At 42.6% G+C, this 22,819-nt stretch carries 15 protein-coding genes and 1 pseudogene; all 16 read right to left on the reverse strand.

Features of this window, described 5'->3' with window-relative positions:
- Positions 1 to 13: 13 nt before the first annotated feature.
- A pseudogene (locus ACIRUQ_RS11555) lies at positions 14 to 4,801 on the reverse strand (N-6 DNA methylase); the annotation flags it as partial.
- A 1,349-nt stretch (positions 4,802 to 6,150) separates the two neighbouring features.
- Complete coding sequence (locus ACIRUQ_RS11560; RefSeq protein ID WP_306666099.1) at positions 6,151 to 6,549, reverse strand: TnpV protein; 399 nt, start codon at positions 6,547 to 6,549, stop codon at positions 6,151 to 6,153.
- 799 nt (positions 6,550 to 7,348) lie between these two features.
- Entirely contained in the window at positions 7,349 to 7,648 is a 300-nt protein-coding gene (locus tag ACIRUQ_RS11565) for a hypothetical protein (protein WP_156331007.1), read from the reverse strand.
- Positions 7,629 to 7,889, reverse strand: coding sequence for a hypothetical protein (locus tag ACIRUQ_RS11570; protein WP_276872774.1), 261 nt, complete (start codon positions 7,887 to 7,889; stop codon positions 7,629 to 7,631). Before ACIRUQ_RS11570 ends, ACIRUQ_RS11565 begins: the two co-directional genes overlap by 20 nt.
- A gap of 12 nt (positions 7,890 to 7,901) precedes the next feature.
- Positions 7,902 to 8,198 (reverse strand): hypothetical protein, encoded by a 297-nt coding sequence (locus ACIRUQ_RS11575; RefSeq protein ID WP_055062735.1) that lies wholly within the window; start codon positions 8,196 to 8,198, stop codon positions 7,902 to 7,904.
- A gap of 162 nt (positions 8,199 to 8,360) precedes the next feature.
- Complete coding sequence (locus ACIRUQ_RS11580) at positions 8,361 to 12,611, reverse strand: SpaA isopeptide-forming pilin-related protein (protein WP_055290557.1); 4,251 nt, start codon at positions 12,609 to 12,611, stop codon at positions 8,361 to 8,363.
- Positions 12,612 to 12,896: 285 nt separating this feature from the next.
- On the reverse strand, positions 12,897 to 13,832 hold the full coding sequence (locus ACIRUQ_RS11585; protein ID WP_055290558.1) for a ParB/RepB/Spo0J family partition protein: 936 nt from the start codon (positions 13,830 to 13,832) through the stop codon (positions 12,897 to 12,899).
- Positions 13,789 to 14,613: a ParA family protein gene (locus ACIRUQ_RS11590; protein ID WP_054754259.1), complete on the reverse strand. Its 825-nt coding sequence runs from the start codon at positions 14,611 to 14,613 to the stop codon at positions 13,789 to 13,791. Before ACIRUQ_RS11590 ends, ACIRUQ_RS11585 begins: the two co-directional genes overlap by 44 nt.
- A gap of 534 nt (positions 14,614 to 15,147) precedes the next feature.
- On the reverse strand, positions 15,148 to 15,327 hold the full coding sequence (locus ACIRUQ_RS11595) for a hypothetical protein (RefSeq protein ID WP_035402001.1): 180 nt from the start codon (positions 15,325 to 15,327) through the stop codon (positions 15,148 to 15,150).
- A complete protein-coding gene (locus ACIRUQ_RS11600; RefSeq protein WP_055290559.1) occupies positions 15,324 to 16,709 on the reverse strand; it encodes a zinc-ribbon domain-containing protein in 1,386 nt (461 codons plus the stop codon). The genes ACIRUQ_RS11595 and ACIRUQ_RS11600 overlap by 4 nt, the downstream gene beginning before the upstream one ends.
- Positions 16,710 to 16,864: 155 nt before the next feature.
- Positions 16,865 to 17,341, reverse strand: coding sequence for an MGMT family protein (locus ACIRUQ_RS11605; RefSeq protein ID WP_035401488.1), 477 nt, complete (start codon positions 17,339 to 17,341; stop codon positions 16,865 to 16,867).
- Positions 17,342 to 17,624: 283 nt separating this feature from the next.
- Positions 17,625 to 19,565 carry a lysine--tRNA ligase gene (lysS, locus tag ACIRUQ_RS11610; protein ID WP_055290560.1) on the reverse strand — a complete coding sequence of 647 codons (1,941 nt, stop codon included), beginning with the start codon at positions 19,563 to 19,565 and terminating at the stop codon, positions 17,625 to 17,627.
- A 19-nt stretch (positions 19,566 to 19,584) separates the two neighbouring features.
- Entirely contained in the window at positions 19,585 to 20,064 is a 480-nt protein-coding gene (gene greA / locus ACIRUQ_RS11615; protein WP_021738672.1) for a transcription elongation factor GreA, read from the reverse strand.
- A gap of 26 nt (positions 20,065 to 20,090) precedes the next feature.
- Positions 20,091 to 20,789 (reverse strand): hypothetical protein, encoded by a 699-nt coding sequence (locus tag ACIRUQ_RS11620; protein WP_044963025.1) that lies wholly within the window; start codon positions 20,787 to 20,789, stop codon positions 20,091 to 20,093.
- Positions 20,790 to 20,944: 155 nt separating this feature from the next.
- Positions 20,945 to 21,934 (reverse strand): tRNA dihydrouridine synthase DusB, encoded by a 990-nt coding sequence (gene dusB / locus ACIRUQ_RS11625; RefSeq protein WP_081695217.1) that lies wholly within the window; start codon positions 21,932 to 21,934, stop codon positions 20,945 to 20,947.
- A 105-nt stretch (positions 21,935 to 22,039) separates the two neighbouring features.
- A complete protein-coding gene (locus tag ACIRUQ_RS11630) occupies positions 22,040 to 22,810 on the reverse strand; it encodes a type III pantothenate kinase (RefSeq protein WP_021738669.1) in 771 nt (256 codons plus the stop codon).
- Positions 22,811 to 22,819: the final 9 nt, after the last annotated feature.

The raw sequence follows: 22,819 nt of genomic DNA on the forward strand, positions 1-22,819 counted from the left end.
ACCGCCTTTCTGTTTATCTCTCATACGATTTCTCCTTTCTGCCGCCGACTGCTTCGCCCTCATCAGGCTCTCCGCCGACAATCTCATTTTCCTTTTTATCCATATTGAGCAGGATATTCAGCTCATCAAGTCTGGCAGTTTTTGCCCTCAATTCTTCCTCCTTTGCAAACGGCTTTTCGATTTCCTGCTTCGCTGTTTCAAACTGCTTCTCCGTATTTTCAAGGCTGTTTTTCGTATCAGCAAGTGCTTCCTCAAAGCGTTCTATGCCGTTATCTATTCTCACGATATTACCGTGAGCATCATCGCCAAGCGGTACATCTCTGCTTGTTTCGCCTTTTAATTTCACAACATAATTACGCTGCACCGTATCAAAATACAGTTCCATTTGAAAGCCACGGTACTCGCCAAGTGGTATCGCATCGGGACTGTTCATTGACTTGCAGGCATTGATGATTGCCTGACCTGCTTCGGCTTTTTCGGAATAAGAAACACCCGATACCATCATTCCAAGCGGCTGCTCGTCTATCGGTTTCGGGTGTAATTTTGCTGTTTCAACATCTTTGGTAAGTCCCTCTACACGGGATTTCAAGTAAGTAATCTGTTGTGGGTAGAATTTGATGACCTTATCCTCCAGTCCGTATTTCTCCGATAAGAAATTGGATTTTAACATCTTTAGCTTCTGTACTTGAATGTCTAAGTCCATCTTTTCTTTGATATATGGATTACCTGTTGCAAGCATTTTTATCTCTGCATAGGACAGTGCGGTTTCATCAATATCCTCTGCCGACCTAACCGGAGATTTGCTCGTCATAATCTGACTTGCGAACTTCTGCTTACCTTCCACAAGCTGATAGAGGTATGCATCAAAGGTCTGCTCTGTTACATAACGGTAAATATCAACCTGCGGATTTTCATTGCCTTGACGGACAATTCTACCGGAACGCTGCTCCAAATCTGAAGGTCGCCACGGACAATCCACATCGTGAAGTGCGATAAGTTTATCCTGCACATTCGTTCCTGCTCCCATCTTCTGAGTAGAGCCAAGAAGCACCCTGACTTCTCCCTTGCGTGTCTTTTGGAACAGTTCCTTTTTCTTCATATCCGTGTCGGCTTCGTGTATAAATTTTACTTCACTTTCAGGAATACCTCTCTCAATCAGCTTTTTCCTAATGTCGTTATAGACGGAAAATGTGCCGTCATTCTTCGGCGTGGAAAGGTCACAAAACACAAGCTGTGCCGATTTCTTGTCGGCATTTTCTTCCCATATTCGATAGATGTTATCAACGCAGGCATTGATTTTACTGCCCTCAAAATCAGGCAGCATATCGTTTAGCATACGCTGGTCAAGAGCCAGTTTTCTTCCATCATTCGTGATTTTCAGCATATTATCTACACTTGAATCCACACCGCCGCCACGCACCTGCTCAGCTCTCTCTGCAAGGGAAGCAACCATTTCTTTCTGCATTTCTGACGGCTTTACTGCAATGTTATGGTACTTTGCTTCCGGTACTGGCAGGTTCAACATATCCGCTGTCTTAATGTCCGCTATCTCCTTGAACATCGCCATTAGTTCAGGCAAGTTATAGAATTTTGCGAACCTTGTCTTTGCTCTGTATCCTGTTCCTTCCGGTGTAAGTTCCACTGCCGTAATGGTTTCTCCGAAAGTGGAAGCCCAGGCATCAAAGTGCTGCAACCCATTTTTCACAAGCGTGTTGTACTGCAAATATCGCTGTATCGTATAGAGTTCCACCATACTGTTTGAGATAGGTGTACCCGTTGCAAATACGGTTCCTCGTCCTCCGGTAATCTCGTCAAGGTAACGACACTTCATAAAGAGGTCGGAAGATTTCTGTGCTTCCGTCTGTGCGATACCGCCCACATTACGCATTTTTGTATAAAGATAAAGGTTCTTGTAATAATGGCTTTCATCAACAAAAAGTCTGTCTACACCAAGTTCCTCAAAGGTTACAACATCATCTTTTTTCGTCTGGTCATTGAGTTTATCAAGTTTCTGCCTGATAGATTTCTTTGACTTTTCAAGCTGCTTTATGGAGAAGTTTTCCCCTCGGTTTCGCTTGAGTTCCGCAATTCCTCCGGTTATCTCCTCAAGCTGCTGTTCTAAGATTGCCCTCTGTCTTTCAATGGACATCGGGATTTTTTCAAACTGTGAATGTCCGATGATAACTGCGTCATAATCTCCAGTTGCAATCCTGCCGCAGAACTTTTTACGGTTCTTGGTTTCAAAATCTTTCTTTGTTGCGACAAGGATATTCGCCGCCGGATAGAGCTGCAAATACTCAGCCGCCCATTGTTCGGTCAAGTGATTTGGTACAACAAACAGTGACTTGTTACAAAGCCCAAGCCTTTTCGACTCCTGTGCTGCCGCTACCATTTCAAAAGTTTTTCCTGCTCCGACTGCGTGTGCAAGAAGTGTATTTCCTCCGTAAAGGATATGAGCAACCGCATTTTTCTGATGTTCCCTGAGTTCAATTTCAGGATTCATACCATTGAAGATGATATGACTTCCATCATACTCACGAGGTCTGACGCTATTGAATTTCTCATTGTAAGATTTGCAAAGCCTTTCCCTTCGTTCAGGGTCAGACCATATCCAGTCCTGAAATTCCTGCTTAATCATTTCCTGCTTCGACTGAGCAATCGCTGTTTCCTTTTTATTTAGGACAGCCTTTTTCTTTCCCTCATCATCTTCGATATAATCAAAGATACGCACATCTTTTAAATTCAGCGTTTCCTCAATAATCTTATAGGCATTGATGCGGGAAGTTCCGTAAGTGTTATATGCCCTTACATTTCCTTTGTCATAGGATTTTCCCTCAATATTCCACTCACTCGTAAATGGAGAGAAGTGAACTTTGATATTCCACTGTGCATAACGTGGTGTTTCAAGCAAATGAAAGATAAACTCCTGCACATCGTCCGGTGGCAGCCAAGTTGCACCAAGTCGCACGGAAATTTCACTTGCAGTCAGGTCTTTCGGCTGCACCTTTTGAAGTGCTTCTACATTGACCTTATAATCTTCCGGATAGAGTTCTGCCGAGTTCTTTGCAATCCTCAGCTTTTCCCTGACATTACCCGAAAGGTATTCATCAGCCATCAGATACTTCGGTTCGTAAGAATTTCCATACTCATAAAGCGGGTTTAGGAAGATAACACCCTTTAAGTCCTCAAAGATTTCATTCTCCGATTTACCGGAAAGCCCCATCATATAGTCCATATCAATCGTGGCTTTTTCTCCAAGAGATACCGCCAACGCTTCGCTTGCCGTATCAACAGAAGTAACCGGAGTATGCGGCTTAATTGTCCTCTTAGAAAACATATCAGCCTTACGCTCCAGTTCTCCGTCCTCTCCGATTATCTCCAATGCGGAAAGCAAAGAGAATGAACTGTCCTGCGAGAAAGCAGAAGTATTTGCACGGCTGTTAATGAGTCCGTACTTACCTGAAAAGGTATCATAAAGTCTGTTTAATCGCTCCTGCTCCGCTTTGATTTCGCTGTCAGGGTAATCTTCTGTCTGCAATTCAATCAGCGTTCTGACGGAATTTCTAATAGCAATCATACCCTTAATTCGGTTCTCTGCGGTTGCCGACACTTCCACCGGAGTCATACGGGAATTTTCACGATAGTAGATTTTATCGTCTACCACCGTATAGGAAAAGTTTCTCACTGTCGGGTCTGCCGGAATAGAATTATCTTCCTCCTCCAGTTCTTCCTCAGTTTCATATTCCGTGATTTCTCCGTGAATGTTTGCTACTGCTTCATCAAGCTGTGCTGCAAGGTCTGCATTTTCATACGGCACACAAGTTGCTTCCATACCGAAACGCCCCGATACCATTTTCATTTCTCCGAGTATCATTTCGGGGTGCTGCACAAAATAAGAGTTCATCTTAATTCCGTTCTCATCGGTATCAAGATGAACCCAATCCGGCTCAATATCTATCAGTCTGTCACGCTTTTGCAGGATAAGAATATCCGAAACGACTTCCGTTCCTGCATTACCCTTAAAGGTATTATTCGGCAATCGAATTGCTCCAAGAAGCTCTGCTCTCTGTGCAATATACTTTCGTACTGCTAAAGTTTCCTTATCCATTGTGCCTTTGCTCGTTACAAGAGCCATCACACCGCCGGGTCTTAACTTATCAAGGGACTTGGCAAAAAAGTAATCGTGTATCAGAAACTTATGCTTGTCGTACCTTTTATCCGATACCTTAAAATCTCCAAAAGGCACATTGCCAACCACTCCATCAAAAAAGCTGTCCGGCAGATTGGTTTCTTCAAATCCTTGTGCCGCAATGGTTGTTTTCTGGTAAAGCTGTTGTGCAATCCCTGCGGAAATCGTATCAAGTTCCACACCGTAAATCTTACTGTCCTGCATTGCGTCCGGCAGCATACCGATGAAATTACCGATACCGCAGGACGGCTCTAACAAGTTGCCTTCCTTAAAGCCCATCTGCTCCATTGCCTTATAAATGGCTGTGATAACTTCGGGCGGCGTGTAGAACGCAGTCAACGTGCTTTCTCTTGCCGAAGCATATTCCTCCGATGTTAATACCGAAGAAAGTTCCAGATATTCAGTTGCCCACGCTGAATTATTTTCATCAAAGACTTCTGAAAGTCCACCCCAACCGACATACTTTGATAAGATAATCTGTTCTTCAGGAGTGGCAAATCTGTTTTCTTCCTGACACTTTTTAAGAAGCTGTATCGCCATAATATTTCTGCGGAAGCGTTCCTTTTTACCTACCGTTTCAACCTCATTTTCTCTGAGATTAAAGGTATGACGGTCTGCCATAGGCACATCAGGGTGCAGGTCAAAGCCCTTGACCTTTTTCTTCTGCTCCCAAGCGGGAACTACCGGCTCAGGCTCTTTATCGTAACCGTTTCCTATGCGATACCCCTGCTTATACATTTCATCATAGCTGTCAAAACCTGACTGCGAAGCTACTATCTCTCGATAATCCTCTATCGGCATACTGCCCATATTGGTCTGAACTTCTTCCGCTTCATTTCTTTCTTCGGCAGGTTCTTCTTTTACAATCAAATGCTCATTTATCGGATTCTCTCGCACTTTTCTGTCAAACTCTGTGCGTGAAAATTCCTTATTGAACAGTGGCATATCATAGTCATAGAGCATTACTCTCTCATCATCAACAGATAAGATTTCATACTCAGAAGCACCGATATACACCTTATCGCCAAGATGATATTCATACTGCACATCTTGCGGCTGTTCTGCTTCTTCAGGTTCTTTTTCGGTTGGTTCGACCTCCTGCTCCGGTGGTGCATTAGAGAGTATCTCACGATTTCTTTTCATTTCCTCGATTTTGGCTCTGCGTTCCTCTTGGCTTTCGAGCCACTGAGGATAGTGTTCTTTTTCCTTTGGATTTAAGTATCTGTCCATTCGGATAAGTTCCCCGATTCGCTTCTCCACCTGCGACCACGAAAGCGTGATATGTGGCTTCTCTTTACCGATACCTTTCGTAATCGTAATACCTTTTCCATCGTGGCTCTCATCAATGCCTGCTCCGATTATGACGGGATAAGAACCGCCCCAACCGTATTCATTTTTCAAGAAGTCGGCATTTTCTTTTGCAGAAAGACTTTTTTCAAACTGCTCATAAATACGCATTTTTCCCTCAGAAAATCCGCTTCCATTCGCAAGAATAGCGTCGATAATCTCCTGAGAAAAAGTAAAGGCAGAGGTTTTCTTTTCCTCTGCCCGACCGTCTAATATGAATGTCATCTGACCGTCCATTGACGGTAATGGTTTTATGCTGTCACTTAATTCTCCCAGTAATCGCATAGCTTCAAAGTGTCGGGCAATAACAGCCCAATCATAAAAGCTCTGTGCGGTTCTGCTGTCGTATTTGCCCTCCCACAAATGCAGGACGTTTTCAAAGGTCTTGTACCCTACTGTCCTGCCGTCCTCTAAAGTAAGCTCAGTATAATCATTATTGAAAATACTCTTTATATACTCTGTGCGGTCTTTGTTATCAGGATTACGTTCATAATAATCTTTGATTTCTTCCAGACTTGCTGACAAATGTGGTGTCGTTCTGAGAATTTCATTGATTACTTCATCACGTCCAAAGAACGGAAGGCTTTTATCCTCGTGCGTTCTGTCGTAATACTCTAAGCGAATATCACTTCCGCTTTCACGATTTCCTGTGCCGAATTGCGAAGGGAGTTCATCAGACGAACCCATTTCATCATATCCTCCGCTTTCATCTGTTCGGTCACTCCCTCTTTCTGTGCCATCTGGCTCAGAATTGTTTCCTCCATCTTGCTGGCTCTCTGTTCCACTTCCGCCAAGTGCTGTGTCAGTTCGCCCCTCGTCAGGAGATTGTAGTAAAGGACTCTGTGATGTTCCTTCAGAAACTCTCTCCTCATCTGAGCGTATCTGCCCAACGTCACTTCCGGCTGCTGTGGAAGTTTCAGGTTCGGAAGGCTGTAATCGCCCACCATCGTGTAGGTCAGTTCGTTCATTGTCCAAACTCCTTTCGTCGTTATTTTCAACCTTATTGTATTCATTCCTGTCCTGACCGACAATTATGCGATTTTGACGGTTGAGTGCAGTAATTGTTTTAGATATTTCCGTCAATCCCATTTCTGCAATATCACTGGTAGCAAATCCAAGTGCATTGAGTGTTTCCTGCGTATTGAAGTTGGTAACATCTCTGAAATCATCAAGTTCAAAATAACCGTCCGTATCAACGCCGAGCCTTGACATCATCATATATGCCACACTGTTTGTCACGACATTTTTATAAATGAAAGCCACAATATCCTCTTCCACTTCCTCAAAGGAACTGCCCTCGGTTGCATAGTAAAGGTCTTGCAGATAATCAGGGATATTATCCTCTGCCGCATTTCTTGCTGCTCCCATAATTGCTTCGGCAAGACTGCTCTTATTCTCAATCTCTCCGAAAGTGCTTTCCAATGTTTCAATCACATCAGCTTCGTATTCCTGACGCATATCCCAAATCGGGACTGTTCTTGAATATCTGCTTTCGTGAGTATCTGAAATATCAAAGTAATGTGTCAGTCTTTGCCGTGAACGGTTTTCATCAGCAAAAACAGCAATACCTCTTGCACCTCGGTTGACCCATCTGCCAAAAATTTTGTTCCACTGCTCTATCTCAAGAACCGCTGTTGCATCAGGTCGCTGTGCATATACAAGTAGCTGTTCGTCATAACGTAACTTATAATTTCGGCAAGCCGAAGCCAAGAATGCCTGCCAGTTCTGAGGATTTGACACAACCGTTTTGCAGGTGCGGTTGTAAAGCTCAGAAATAAGGTCATATTTTCGTGCCATTACTCTTGCACCTCCTTATCGCTGTTTTTCTCTGTTTCTGGTCTTGTTTTTTGACGGTTCGGATTGATTGACAGGTTCAACTTTACTTCCACTAAGCTCCATTTTTTCAGCAAGCTCGCATATATGATAGCAGCAATTTCCGACATACAAATGGTAGTCATCAATATACTTGCACACTCTGTCTGCTGTGTGTCCATCACGAAAAGTAATCCTGATTTTCCCTCCATCGGGAATATAGAATTTCAAATTGTAATGACTGTCTATAAATCGAATTTGCTTTTCCTGCGGCTCTGCTCTATTCTCCTGTTGCTTCATTTCCCTTACCTCTCATTTTTGTTGCTTCATCAGAACCGCCGCCCAAATACGAAAAGAGTTTACCGGACTTTGTATTCTTCTGAAGCTCCATAATCACACCCATATCAGGAATCGTGATATTCGGGATTTTCAGGATTGCTTCCATATCAAGCTGCTGCAACTTTTTCTCCGTATCACAACCGGAGTCAAAGAGTTTATTCAGCACCTTGACCTTATTCTGAAAAGTTGCTTTGTCTTTCACGAAAATACCTCCTTAGCTAATGTTGATTACAATAGAAATACTGCCGCTCTGTTCTTCTTTCTGCGGATTACGTGAATACTCAGGAAAAAGGGACTGTACTCTCTGCCTTGCCCTGCGTATGGTTTCAAAACAAGGAAGTCCGTATGCTCGGTAATTAAATACAATATCCTCAAGCGGAAGATTTCCGGCAGGTATATATCCGTACCGATTGTAATAATGCAGAATGAGAAGCATATCATCATACCTCGACATCGGGCATTCCTTTAAGATTTCAAGCACTCGGCTCTCCACCGTTTTCTGTTGTTTCATAATGTTCCTCCAAAAATTAAAGGGACAGAGTTTTTTTACGCTCTGCCCCGACTGGTTAATGTTCGCTTATTACTTACTTCTTACGGTTTTTAACCTGAAGAAAGATAAAGCCGCCGACAATAACGGCGACTAATGCGATAGCGATAATTGTCTTTGCTTCCATTACTCGTTACCCTCCTTTTTCTTCTTTTTGTGTGCAACAACAGAAGTTACAGCGATACCGACAGCAGAAAGTCCGGCAAGGACATACCAAAGTTTCATATTGGTATCATCTCCTGTTTTCGGAGTATCCCTCAACTCATTGTGCATTTTTACAACGGCTGTTTCATCAAGTTTGATAGTAACATTCTGGTCGGCAGGTGTGATATATGCGGCAGAGACATTGTTTGCCACTTCGGATACGGTATATTCGCCAATACGAAGTCCCTCAATCACAATTTCGCCGTTCTTATCTGTTTCAAATGTCATATCATAACCGTTTGCTCCGGTTACTCTGAACGCAAAACCTTTAACCTTACCATCTGAAGATGTCTTGACGATTTTCAGTGTTCCACGCATAGCTTCATTGATAAATCCAACACCAGCCTTATTCTCAACGGAATAAGTTGTTTCGTCTTTCTCAATGAAAACAGAGTATTCTCCCTTATCAAGCAGGAAGCCCTCTGGTGCTTTTGTTTCACGGACAATATATTTTCCGTAAAGCAGCTCTTTCATCTCATAAATTCCGGTTTCGGTTTCTTCAAGATTTCCGATAAGTTCATCGCCATCATCAATCTTTCCGTTCTCATTGGTGTCCTTATATACCTCAAAGGTTGCACCCGTAAGTTTGTTATCTGGATATTCAGCGTCCATCTTCGTGAGTCTGATATTGCCGTGAACATACTCATTGACAATCTCAATTTCAACTACCTGCTCGGCTTTGCTGATATTGACCTCATACGCTTTTTCATCAAGAACAAATCCCTTTGGCTGCTCGATTTCTCTTACAATCCATTTGCCATAAGGAACTTTTGCAAAAGAAAAACTACCGTCTTTTGCAGAGGTAGTCGTCATAAGTGCAGTATCTTTTGTAAATTCTGTTTCTTCGGCTTTGAAGATACCGATAACAGCACCCTCAAGTGCTTCTCCATTCTCGTCAATCTTCTTACCTGATACAGAACCATAGATAAGTTCATTCTTGATTTCTTTTCCGTCATTCACTTTGATTTCAACCGTTGCGGTATCCTGACCTGCGTATTCAAATACAACCGGATACTTCGTATCAGAGAGAATATAATGCTCATCGGTTGCAATCTCTTTGACATAGTATTTGCCAAACGGAAGGTCTGACTTCATAACAGCAGTTCCATTTTCATTTACGCTGACAATCTCAATCAGTCCATCAGCCGGAATAACGGTACCGCTTGCAGATACAATATCTTCTGCGGCATAAAGACCAAAGCTGATGTTTTTGATTTCTCCGTTGTCGCCAATACCAAATGTCTTATCCTTTTCAATGGCTTTTGCAAGGCTTACCTGAACTTTCTGTCTTTCGTTATAGAATGATGTGGAAGTTTCGATAACAGAGATATTCTGACCTGCATAAGTAAGCTCAACCGTATGTGTTTCGCCACTCACTACCATTCCATCAGGTGCGGTAATTTCCTTGACCTCGTATTTTCCGAGATAAAGTTCTTTGCTCTTAACAAATCCATCGGAGCTTGTTGTGATAGTATCTACCACTTCGCCCTTTGAATAGCGGAGTGTACCGTCCGGTGTGCTAATATCTTCCGCAGCACGGACTTCATAAACTGCACCCTCAAGTCCTGCCACTTCATAAGCAGGCTGATAAATAACATCACTGTCCTCAGAACCACTTACATTGACACCACTAAATACTTCTCCGGTCTTTTCAACCGTGATAGTACCTTTCTGTGCCATATTCGGCTTATTGACTTTCACAACAGTTACGCCGCCTTCCTCTGTGGAATTTTCTTCGGTAATATCAAAATATACCGGAGTATCATCAAGTACATATCCGTATGGAGCTTGTACCTCTACGATAGAATACCCCTTGCCGTAATCCAGTTTCTCAGGTGTGACAAGAGAACCATTTGCATCGGTATAGAACACATCAATCGTGGTCGGTGTCGGATAAGTAAAGGTCATTTTGACCTGATTACCCTGCGGGTCGTAAATCTTAAATCCTGCTCCTGCATACGGAATACTCTTTCCGCTTTCTGCGTCCACCTTAACTACATTGACAAAGCTCTCGAAGTTACGGTTATTGATGAGATAACGATAAGTCTGTGCGTTCTGTGAAATGAACACATCAAAATCATCCATCATCTCTCTGCCTTCCCAACCAGAAGTCTGGTGTACAGTATAAATACCATACGGCATATCTTTTGTCTGACCGAAGCCATTTTCATCGCAAACGATAGTATCTCTCTCGTCTTTATTGGCTGCGTCATAGCTTCCGGCAGATTTCAGATAAATCTCAAAGGAAGCACCCTTTTCAGGTGTTTCAATCTTTGTTTCTCCATCGTCAGTGTGTTTAATGATAGCCACATTACCTTTGATTACCTGCTCGGTTACATCATTGGAAGTAAGGTTGTGTTCCACCTCATAAAGTTTCGGGTCTGCACCTACTTCATGGATAGTCTTATCAAGCAAATATCCCTCTGACGGTGTAATTTCTCGGATTGTCCAGTCGGTATCACAAACATATTCTTTAGTAGTGAACTGACCGTTTTCATCAGTAACATACTTATCTACAAGCGTTTCGCCCTTATAGATACCGTAAACTGCTCCCGAAAGTTTGGCATTGCCCTGTGCTTCGCCTTTTTCAGCGTCGCTCTTTGTTACTGTTACAGTAAATTTCTTTAAAATGTTATTGAAGTTTCTTGTGGTTACTTCTTTCCACTTCACTGGTGCAGTCTGATTTTTCGGCACGACATAACGGATAGCCGTGTCTACTTCTTCAAGGGTATATGGTTCAGAACCACTGATAAGCACATCTTTGAAAGTTGCCACACCGTTTTTGTCTGTAACTGCATACTGGTCAACAGCATCATCGGAAAGAGAAGTACCGTAAAGATGGAACTTCACACCTTCAACAAGGTTATCTTCTGAGGACTTCACTACCTGAAGGTCGCCACGCTTCAATTTGTTATTGAAAGTGACCTTTGCAATCTGTCCTGCTACAACAGTAACTCTATGTGTTTCCTGCGGCTCGTACTTATCGTATGCCTGCTCGGTTACAGTATAGATACCCGGCATAAGGTTATCAATCTGGAACTTACCGCCATTAGCTGTTGTAACTGTCTGATTGATACCGTTTCCGGTAATCGTGAAGTTGATACCGTCAGCCTTGCCGTCCTCACTGGTCTTTACAATCTGACAAGAACCATAGCTGACTTTCATCTTCACATAACCGTTGATACTGTCGCTTACTTCCTGAGCATAGCTGACAACATCCTGCACACTGGAGTTCTGACCGTGTTTGCCCTCTGACCATACAACCACACCTCTGCGGACTGCATTTTTCTTCGTTGCGGTAATGGTAAATTCCTTACTCGGTGCAGTATCCATAGAAACAGTAAATTTGTTACCATTCACTGAAAAGCTCACTCCACTGATACTTGCCTTGAAATTATATTTGGACAGCACATTATTGGAGTCTGTCAGAGTAGTTGTGTACTTACTTCCGTTCCACTCAAGTTCTATTGTCTTTGCCGAACCGGATGATTTATTACAAAAGCTCGGTATGGTCGCATGGTTCTGTACACTCTGCACCATACTGTTGTAATAACTGAAAATCTTATTGCGAAGCGGATGCTTTGCATTGATGACATCTTTCACATTGCTGCAACCACTGGCTGCTACATGATTGAAGTTCGCATCACGCTCTCCGATAACAGTTTCCCAGATAAGAAGCTGTGTGGCATAAGCCTGTGCAATGCTGTTTGCTGCCGCTTCATTCTGTGACCTCCAAGATGTCGAGATTGTCCCACGGTAGCCATACTGTAAAATACGACCAACAAAAAGACGGATTTCATCTCCGGAAATAACCCCATTGGCTGCAAGGTTATTAAAATAATTTTCGTCATACTTATTCATTGTCTGACCGACCTTGAGCGAAATTCCCGGCTCAATACAATAAGCAACATTGCCTGAGTATGAGCCAATAGCCTTAAGATTGGTAAAATTGGAACGTCCGGTATGCCAACCATTTTTCAAGGTCAAATTGCTGTGTCCCCATACCCCATCGTAATTAGCATCGCCATCACGAGGGAAATCGACCATATAAACATCGGCTTTTTCTCCCGAAGCAGCATATGCTGTTGTCGAGCCAATGCCTGCAAAAGTGGTCACACACATAAGGGTCGCCAAGAAAAGCGACGTGACTCTTTTGAATTTTGACTTTATCATTGCGTTTCCTCCTGTAAAAATTGAAAAACACACCGTATCTCTACGATGTGCCTTTGTGGATTTTCTTTTACGACAAGATTTACCTGCCGAAAAACAAATGCGGATTTTTCGTTAATTTTTCATTTTACCATACACCTCCAGTCCGTTCATACTGTGCGATTGCCCCTTAGAGATAGACATATACTTTGAGATAGTTATATTCAAGTGAGATAATATATATCATTTTCGGTAGGTAGAAGTATAACTAAGGGGTTAGAGTGTGAGAAAGGGGAACTGTAACTCAGGCTATCTGCTGTCACGTTCTGCACGATTACGCAAAAACTTGTTGTAATGCTCCAATGCTTTGCAGACAAAATCCTCCGTCTGACTGACGGGAATGTTTTTCGGGATAAGCTGTCTTACTCTGTCGCCCCTCAACACGATTTTTTCCTTTTGGTTCGGCTTTTCCTCAGACATAACAGCGTGGATTGCTTCGGTTGTAAGGTTGCCCTCGTTGAATAACTTTCGCATACGGATTGTCTGGTCGTGTGACGGGGTTGCGTCATTTAGGTCGATTTCGTCAACCACATCACGCTGGCAATCTTCATCAAGATAAGAAAGTTCCACGGCAGGACGCATTTTAATACGCCCCTCGTCAACAAATTCAAGCAGTTCAGGAACAAGGTTTGTCAGACGAATATAACGCTGTATTTGTGTTTGACTTTCTCCACTTTGTGCAGCAAGTTCTTCCCTTGAATAATTTTGTCCCACTGGGACTAAATTATTTTTTGTAGGTCTGCCTGCTTGTCTTTTCATTGCTTCCAAACGCATTTTATAGGCAAAGGCTTTTTCACTCGGCAATATCTCTGACCTCTGGAAATTACTTTCAACCATTAAAATGGTCGCTTCATCTCTGTTCAGGTCTACAATCTCACTTCTCAGTGTTTCAAATCCTGCCAGTTCACAAGCTCGCTTTCGTCTGTGTCCTGAAACAAGTTCGTATCTGCCGTCCTCTTTCTGCCTTACCGTTGCCGGAGTAATCACTCCTCTTTCCTTGACACTCTCCACAAGCTGCATCATATCTTCATCGTCCCTGACCTTAAACGGGTGGTCGGGGAAATCATCAATTAGCTCCAATGGAATATCTCGGATTTTTGAAAGCTGTTCTTCATCTCTCTGTGCCTGCGTGGTAAATAAATCATCGAGCTTCGTGAGAGTGAAGTCGCTCTTTCTTCCTGCCATCGGCTAACACCTCCTTTGTAAATTCAGCGTATGCCTTAGACACTGTGCTGTTTGGCTCATAAGCATAAATACTCTTGCCTTTGGAAGAAGTTTCAGCGGCTTTTACGGCAATCGGGATTTGTGTTCGATACATTCTTATCTGATTACCGAAATTCGCCCTGAGTGCTTCCACCGTACTCTTTGCAAGGTTTGTTCGGCTATCCACCAAAGTAAGAAGCATACCGTCTATCTTAATATCCGGATTGATATACTTCTTTACTTTTGAAATGGTCTGCACAAGCTGTGTCATACCCTTTGCAGGCAAATACTGAGCCTGAACCGGAATAATAACACTGTCTGCCGCCGATAAAGCATTGAGAGTAACCATACCAAGTGAAGGCATACAGTCTATAATTACATAATCATATCTGTTCTTCACTTGACTCAGATAATTCTTGAGTGTAGTTTCTCTGCTCATTGCGTTCACAAGGTTAAATTCCATTGCTGAAAGCTCAAGGTTTGCCGGAACAAGGTCAACACCTTCTTCGTGGTGCAGGATACCAACCATAGGGTCTGTCATCGTTTCATTGATTACATCTGTGAGTTTCGTTGCAAGCGTGATACCCAAACCGTCTGTATCCTGCCAACCAAGACAAGTCGTTAAATCTCCCTGCGGGTCTGCGTCTATGAGCAATACTTTCTTGCCCTGCATTGCAAGCCCGACTCCGAGATTAACGGTTGTGGTGGTCTTTCCGACTCCGCCTTTCTGGTTACATACGGAAATCGTTTTACAGTTTGACACTTCTTTTTGCCCTCCTTTCTGAAAATTCATAGCCACCGCATTATGGCTATGTACCTGACCGACTCATTTCCTAATCGGTCATAGCAATATTTGTTCTCAACACCCCTTGCCAAGCAAAATGCTTATGGGAAATCACTAAGGAACAGACTGCTTATCTGTATCATAGGGTTCTAACCTCTGCCGGGTACTCCGCCAGCTCCGTAGAGAAGTATCATTATCATTCTGACTGTCATCGCCATATCAGGGGCAACCTGATACTCATAGCCGGAGTTCTCGCTATTCTGAAATACAGAAATCACGGCGTACCTGCTAAAGTGGCTATCATCAGAAATAAAGTCTTAGTGAATGACTTATTCAATTTTCAAGCGAAAAGGCTTCCGTTTTTGCTATCCGGAATGAACCCCTTCACTCATTTGGACAAAGGGGTATGAAATGCACACCCAAAATCTCCTCTTTTCCAAAAAATTCTTCAAAAAAATTTTTGAAATAAAAAAGCCGCCTGCTCCGGTTAGGAAACAGACGGCAAATCACGTTCTAAATGTATTCAATTTTCAATTTCTTTTTCTTTGCTTCAAGCACTTTACATAGAACATCATCTACTGCGTCGGTGTATCGTCCCTGAGCTGCTAAATTGTTCTTCAATTCAATGAGCAATTGTATCACTCGGCTTCGTTCTTCTTCATTTAAGTATAGATGATAGGTTTTCTCTCTCATTGGCTGTCCCTCCATCTTTCAAATGTATTTTTGATTATCTCCACATCTTCCTCGGTATCAGAAGAAATAAATATATGTACGTTCTGAAAAGCTTTCTTTAAATTATTGGCATAATCCAGTTCTGTGCCTTTCATCGGCAACTTAATCAGCCTTATTCCTCTTTGCTTGCACATATATGCTTTCATTATTTCTATATTCTCGTCAGCACTTTCTGACTCAATAGCCAACTTCTCTGAAGCTATGTATGTTTCAAGCGGAACTCCAAGCAATCGGTCAGAACCAAGTTCTGCTTTCAAGCCTTTCTTATTAGAATAATAGCTGACAGCCAAAGCAGGAAACAATGACAAATACTCCTGCTCACAAATTCGGCAGCCTTTATTCAATATCGTTCTTTCATTTATCTTCATACTCCACGAATGACCGTGCCTGCATTTCCACCACGCTCTCTTTGCCGAAGTTCGTGATACCTCTGTAGGTTTCAGTTTATTCTGTTCATAATCCCATTCGCTAAGAAGCTGACTGTCTGTTGTCGCCAAATCATTATATCCGGCAAGGACTTCTCTCTCCGCACAAACGGGGCATACCGTACCTTTCACACGGGCATTGATAACTGATTTCCACTCGTTACCGCATTTTCTGCATTTCCACCAGACATTTTTCCTCGATTTTGCATTTACTTCATCAGGTTGCAATGTCAAGTTCTTCTCCGACCACTCCGAAGCAATTTCAGGGTGTGTTGTCTGCAAATCATTAAACCCTTTCAGGAATATGTACCCACTGCAATACGGGCATTTGCTCCCACCGGAACGAGTAGAAATAAGGGTGTTCCACTCTCTGCCGCAATCCTTACACTTCCACCAAGCCTTACGATTGGCAAAGACCGTAACCTGAGTTGGAAGTAACGGATAATTTCTATCCGACCACTCGGCAGCTATATCCGGCAGAAGTGTTGCAAGGTCATTAAATCCTGCCAACACTTTATTATGAGAGCAGTACGGACAACCTGTTTTATTTATTGTCCTGCTCTTAACGGCAGCTTCCCACTCGTGACCTTTTTTACATCTCCATATCACTTTCTTATGAGAACCAATAGAAACCTCTATCGGTTTTATCTTATTCTTTTTCGACCACTGCTTTACCAATAGTGGCTCTAATGTCGCCAAATCGTTAATACCTGCAATCACTCTCGCACCGGAACATATCGGACATTTCTCTCCATTAGAACGAGCCTTAACGCTTGCCTGCCATTCATGACCGCAAGCACCTCTCCACCATACTTTTTTATTTGAACCGAAAGTAATGTCATCAGGCGTAAGCGTTAAATTCTTTTCCGACCACTCCGAAACAAGCTCCGGGTGTACTTCTGCTAAACTGTTATTCATAGCCAAACCTCAACCTCCTTGTGCTTAGAGTATATGAAGTTTTGGCTTTATCTTGTAGTTTGCGAATATCCGTATAAATAGAAAAAGCCCTTTGAGAAAGGGATTTCTCCTCTCTCAAAGGGCAAGTTGGCAAACTGAAAGTTTCACATTATCTATTACAATGTAAATAATGCTTTTTCGTAGTCCTTAACATAATACTTAATATTGGTTCTACCTTTTTGTATTACAGTATGTCCCTCCTTCTCAAGCATCTCCTTTTGTGCCTCAACTCCTCCAGGATACTTTGCATTTAATTCCCCATTTGCTTTTAATGTTCTCCAATAAGGTGTTTTATCTTCTGCACGCTGATAACTCGCCCATGCAACTATTGAAACAAAAATTCCAGCTGTGATTGGCTCTGTAAAATCAGCACCGCTTTGTTTAGCAAAGTAATCTCTTATTGTACCTACAGTAAGCAATTTACCACAAGGCACAAGTCGCATTACTTTGTCATAGTCAATAGGTGGGGCAAAGTACATTTTATCTCCACCATATTTTTCAATGCTCTTTTCATCTGTTATTATTTGAACTTTAGGCATATCCTTGCTATCCATAAGCATAGCATTAAAATCTTTTTTATCTTCATTTGCCATAAGTATCACCTCCAAGCCAATCATATCTCAATAAATATACTCATGCAATGAGACGGTTTTTAAATTTCTCTCAAAAATTCCGATTTGTATTTCTGTTTGTTTTAAAAATGGGCAACTCCAATTGGAATTGCCCACTCATTGCACTAATTATGCGATTTTTTCTTGCTTGCACCGATTTCTGCATCAATTGATGTAAGTTTGATGTAAATCGCTGTTTTTTTAGTTTTTTATCAAATGAAGTACGTCCCGTCTATTCGGTAAAACGGTACATCTTTACATCATCTTAATAGAGCTTTGCACCTGCTGGAATATGGTCATCAACCATCAGAAGATGGAGCTTTTCTTCGCCTTCTTCTTCGTGGATAGCACTGAGGAGCATACCGCAAGAGTCAATGCCCATCATAGCTCTCGGTGGAAGATTTGTGATAGCGATAAGCGTCTTTCCAACCAGTTCTTCAGGCTCATAATAAGCGTGAATACCGCTTAAAATGGTTCTGTCTGTGCCTGTTCCGTCATCAAGAGTAAACTGTAACAGTTTCTTTGACTTCGGTACTGCAACACACTCTTTAACCTTTACTGCACGGAAATCTGACTTACTGAATGTATCAAAATCAACAAATTCCTCAAATAAAGGCTCTACCTTTACCTTAGAAAAATCAATCTTTTCAGACTCAGTTTTTACATTTTTTTCAGGTGCTTCAGAAGCTGTATTATTTACATCATTTTTCTTATTTACACCATCTAAGGACTTCATTGTCGGGAAAAGCAGTACGTCACGAATAGCCGGACTGTTTGTCATCATCATTACCATACGGTCAATTCCGTAACCGATACCACCTGTTGGCGGCATACCGATGCTCAATGCATTCAGGAAGTCTTCGTCTGTATGGTTCGCCTCATCATCGCCGGCTTCGAATGCTTTTTCCTGTGCTTCGAAACGTTCTCTCTGGTCAATCGGATCATTCAACTCAGAGTACGCATTTGCCATCTCCCATCCGTTCATGAAGAACTCAAAACGCTCTACATAATCCGGATCTTCTGGTTTTTTCTTTGTCAGCGGTGAAATCTCTACCGGATGATCCATAATAAAAGTCGGCTGAATCAAATGCTCCTCTACATATTCTTCAAAGAAGAGATTTAAGATATCACCTTTCTGATGACGCTCTTCGTATTCAATATGATGCTCGTCTGCAACTTTCTTTGCTTCTTCAGTAGAGTGAATTTCATTGAAATCTACGTTTGCGTACTGTTTTACAGCATCGATCATAGTGATACGGGCAAACGGTTTGGACAGATCCATGGTATGCTCACCGTATGTGATCACCTCAGATCCTGTTACTTCCTTAGCTACATGACGATACAGATTCTCTGTCAGATCCATCATGCCATGATAATCTGTGTATGCCTGGTATAACTCCATCAGAGTGAATTCCGGGTTGTGACGGGTATCAAGACCCTCGTTACGGAATACACGGCCGATCTCGTATACACGTTCCATACCACCTACGATCAGACGTTTCAGATAGAGTTCCAAAGAGATACGGAGTTTCAGGTCTTCATTTAATGCATTGAAATGTGTCTCAAATGGTCTTGCTGCCGCACCGCCTGCATTAGATACCAGCATCGGTGTCTCAACTTCCATGAATCCCTGTGCGTCCAGAAAACGACGGATACTGCTGATAACTTTGGAACGTTTGATGAATGTATCTTTTACTTCCGGATTCATGATCAGGTCTACATATCTCTGACGATAACGGGTATCTGTGTCAGTCAGACCATGGAATTTCTCCGGCAGAACCTGAAGGCTCTTGGAAAGAAGTGTAACTTCTGTCGCATGAATAGAAATCTCACCTGTTTTTGTCTTGAATACTTCACCTTTGATACCGAGAATATCACCTACATCATATTTCTTGAAATCTGCGTAGGACTCTTCTCCGATATTGTCACGTGCCACATAGGACTGAATGCTGCCCTGCAGATCCTGAATATTGCAGAAAGAAGCTTTTCCCATAACACGTTTGAACATCATACGACCCGCAATGCTTACGGTCTTTCCTTCCAGCTCATCAAAGTTATCTTTGATTTCCATGCTGTGATGTGTCATATCATATTTGGTGATCTGAAACGGATCTTTTCCACGTTCCTGAAGATCCTGCAGTTTCTCGCGACGAACCTTTAAGAGCTGGTTTACGTCTACATTCTGTGCATTCTTTTGTTCAGCCATTTCCTGTTCTCCTTTTCTATTAATTTGATCTCTGAATTTCCAGTACTTTGTACTGTAAAACACCAGCCTGTGTCTCTACATTTACAATATCGCCAACTTTTGCTCCCAGTAATGCTTTTCCTACCGGAGATTCATTGGAAATTTTTCCTTTTAAGCTGTTTGCTTCTGTGGAACCAACGATTTTATACTCAAGTTCTTCGTCGAATTCACAGTCAAGGATACGAACCTGGCAGCCAACACTGATTTTGTCCAGATCTACTTCTTCCTCAACAACAACTTCTGCATGTCTCAAAATTTTCTCAATTTCCTCGATACGAGCCTCGATATCACGCTGCTCATCTTTTGCTGCATCGTACTCTGCATTCTCTGATAAGTCACCCTGCTCACGGGCTTCTTTAATCTTCTGTGCAATCTCTTTTCGTTTTACTACCTTTAAGTCCTGCAACTCACTCTCCAGTTTCTGTAAACCCTGGTAAGTTAAAAGATTTTTCTTATCCATCTCTGCTGATCCTCCTGATCGTTTATTTATCTGAATTTTTGAAGAGTTTTACCCACTTTCACAATCACTACATTATAACCAATCGGAACTTCTATGTCAAGATTCCGCTTTGGGATCTCCCCTGTATTTTCTGGCAAACTACTATTTTTTTGCCGAAGTGCACATCGCTTGTTGCAAACGCATGCTTCCTGAGACTCTACTTCCCGATATTCCCGCCATCTTCGCTTATAAAAAGGAAGGTAAATCACATCTCTGCGAAATTCTCGGACATGCAATTCCCCATACCGCTGCAAATCAAGAACCATTCCCGCCCGACTCTGATGCATCTCAGCCAGCGGCAATATACGGACGATCAGCCCGCATTCGTGCTCCATCCTGTCCGCAAATGCCGCAAAATATTGGGGACGGTCTGTACAGATTTCCAGAAAATTCAGTCCAGGATACAGCTGTTCTAAAATCTGATCCACATCATCTTCTTCACCAAACACCTGCTCCGGAGAGTCTGTGTCAAGAATCATCGGTCGAAACTCCCGATATGCTTCCAGCAAATCGTGTCTTTCTGCAGCTTTCGATTCCAACATCTCTTCACCTGTCTTTTTGCAAATATCGCTTTCACAATCAACTCTATGACCGGATATCCTCCCCCGGTACAGCAGAATCTGCTCAATCACTTCTCTCGTGGCATAAATCCACGGATTGGCCGATACATCCTCCACTTCATCCATCAGGGTACCATTTGGTTTTTTCGCTCTCCTGCCGGCATTCCATTTATCTATAAACTGCTGCAGCCAGTGGATCAACCGGTGACAACGGACGCATAGTCTGTTCAGAATGTTCTTTATATAGCCACTTCCTATCTGTTTTTTACTATTTTATGATATCATTGTCTAAAGATGTGTTTTTCCTCTGCCAGCCACTGTTCCAACAATGCTTCCAGCTGTGCATAGCTTTCTACTTCATTGATTTTCCCCCGCAGTTTGGAAGAATTTTTGTATCCGGCCGTATACCAGGCTGCATGCTTACGGATTTCCCGGATGCCAATATAGTCTCCTTTGATCTGAAGCTGCAACCGTGCATGCAGAAGCATCATATCCGCCACTTCCTGTCTGGACGGACGCGGCATTTCTTCTCCTGTTTCTAACTGATGCAGAATCTGTTGAAAAATCCATGGATTTCCCTGGGCTCCACGCCCGATCATAAAGCCGTCACACCCGGTCTGCTCTTTCATCCGAATCACATCCTGTGCACAGAGAATATCCCCATTTCCAATGACTGGAATGGACACAGCCTCTTTCACCTGCCGGATGATATCCCAGTCTGCTTTTCCGGAATAATACTGCTGTCTCGTTCTTCCATGTACAGCAACAGCCGCCACTCCACAGCTTTCCGCAATCTTTGCAATTTCCACTGCATTGACATGTTCCTCGTCAAACCCTTTTCGAATCTTGACAGTCACCGGTTTTTTCACTGCTTTTACAAGTTTGGTCAGAATCTCCTCCACCAGTTTCGGATCCTTCATCAATGCAGAGCCTTCCCGGTTATTTACTACCTTCGGCACCGGACATCCCATATTAAAATCCAGAATTTCAAAAGGGCGTTCCTCAATCTGTGCCGCCATTGCAGCCAGAATATCCGGATCTGATCCAAAAAGCTGCAAAGATACCGGATGTTCCTCCGGATGAATTTCCATCAGTAATTCTGTATTTTTATTTTTATAATAAATCGCTTTTGCGCTGACCATTTCCATACATAAAAGGCCGGCACCCTGCCTGCGGCATAACAAACGAAATGGCAGGTCTGTTACGCCTGCCATGGGTGCCAGTATCAGATTATTTTCCAGAGTTACATTTCCTATTTTCAATTCACTCATACTGTTCTCTTTCCGTTTTTTATTTTGCATTTTAATCTGCACGAAAACAATGAGGGGACTCCATCCTCATTAACATGATTTCTGTACATTTCCATCTGCTCTCGCCTACTTTTTCTGTTTTTCAAAAATCAGGCGCATGCCCTGCAATGTAAGCATTGGATCGTAAATATCAATGGCATCCGTATCTTTCTCGATAATACGGCCAAGTCCACCGGTTGCAACGACTTTGATATCTCCTTTTCCAAATTCTTTCTTCATCTGTTTTACAATATATTCTGTCTGACCAATCTGTCCATATACAAGTCCTGCCTGCATACATGCAATAGTATCCTGTGCCAGAATACTCTTTGGTTTCTTGATCTCAAACTCCGGCAGTTTGGCTGCCATACTCCACATCGCCTGGGCAGAAGTACGGATACCCGGCGCAATCACACAAGCAGTAAAGGTACCGTCTGCATCCACCAGATCAAAAGTGGTAGCGGTTCCGTAGTCGATAACGATAGCCGGTCCACCATACAGTTCATACACAGCTGCCGCATCCACAATCCTGTCTGCACCTACCTGGCGCGGATTTTTGGAAGCCACACGGATTCCTGTCTTTACACCAGCCTCAATGATGATTGGTTTTGTATGAAAATATTTGATGATAGCGCTAGTCAGTGAATGCATGACATTCGGTACTACAGAAGCCACAATAACATCTGTGATTTCTTCCACTTTCACATCATTGTGCTCTAACAGTTCGCACATCACCATGCCATATTCGTCTGAGGTACGTGTCTGAATCGTCGTCATCCGAAATGTTACATGAAGTTTTTTCCCTTCAAATACCCCCAGTGTAATATTCGTGTTTCCTATATCTACAGTCAAAAGCATCTGCCTGTC

The organism is Eubacterium ramulus (genome assembly GCF_045002895.1).
Lineage (GTDB): Bacteria > Bacillota > Clostridia > Lachnospirales > Lachnospiraceae > Eubacterium_I > Eubacterium_I ramulus.

What these genes read in the sequence shown, in the direction of transcription:
- ACIRUQ_RS11560 (WP_306666099.1), bottom strand. Translation starts at nt 6,549, where the DNA reads ATGAATACAATAAGGTTGAAAATAACGACGAAAGGAGTTTGGACAATG.
- ACIRUQ_RS11565 (WP_156331007.1), bottom strand. Translation starts at nt 7,648, where the DNA reads ATGAAGCAACAGGAGAATAGAGCAGAGCCGCAGGAAAAGCAAATTCGA.
- ACIRUQ_RS11575 (WP_055062735.1), bottom strand. Translation starts at nt 8,198, where the DNA reads ATGAAACAACAGAAAACGGTGGAGAGCCGAGTGCTTGAAATCTTAAAG.
- ACIRUQ_RS11580 (WP_055290557.1), bottom strand. Translation starts at nt 12,611, where the DNA reads ATGATAAAGTCAAAATTCAAAAGAGTCACGTCGCTTTTCTTGGCGACC.
- ACIRUQ_RS11585 (WP_055290558.1), bottom strand. Translation starts at nt 13,832, where the DNA reads ATGGCAGGAAGAAAGAGCGACTTCACTCTCACGAAGCTCGATGATTTA.
- ACIRUQ_RS11595 (WP_035402001.1), bottom strand. Translation starts at nt 15,327, where the DNA reads ATGAGAGAGAAAACCTATCATCTATACTTAAATGAAGAAGAACGAAGC.
- ACIRUQ_RS11600 (WP_055290559.1), bottom strand. Translation starts at nt 16,709, where the DNA reads ATGAATAACAGTTTAGCAGAAGTACACCCGGAGCTTGTTTCGGAGTGG.
- ACIRUQ_RS11605 (WP_035401488.1), bottom strand. Translation starts at nt 17,341, where the DNA reads ATGGCAAATGAAGATAAAAAAGATTTTAATGCTATGCTTATGGATAGC.
- lysS (WP_055290560.1), bottom strand. Translation starts at nt 19,565, where the DNA reads ATGGCTGAACAAAAGAATGCACAGAATGTAGACGTAAACCAGCTCTTA.
- greA (WP_021738672.1), bottom strand. Translation starts at nt 20,064, where the DNA reads ATGGATAAGAAAAATCTTTTAACTTACCAGGGTTTACAGAAACTGGAG.
- ACIRUQ_RS11620 (WP_044963025.1), bottom strand. Translation starts at nt 20,789, where the DNA reads ATGGATGAAGTGGAGGATGTATCGGCCAATCCGTGGATTTATGCCACG.
- dusB (WP_081695217.1), bottom strand. Translation starts at nt 21,934, where the DNA reads ATGAGTGAATTGAAAATAGGAAATGTAACTCTGGAAAATAATCTGATA.
- ACIRUQ_RS11630 (WP_021738669.1), bottom strand. Translation starts at nt 22,810, where the DNA reads ATGCTTTTGACTGTAGATATAGGAAACACGAATATTACACTGGGGGTA.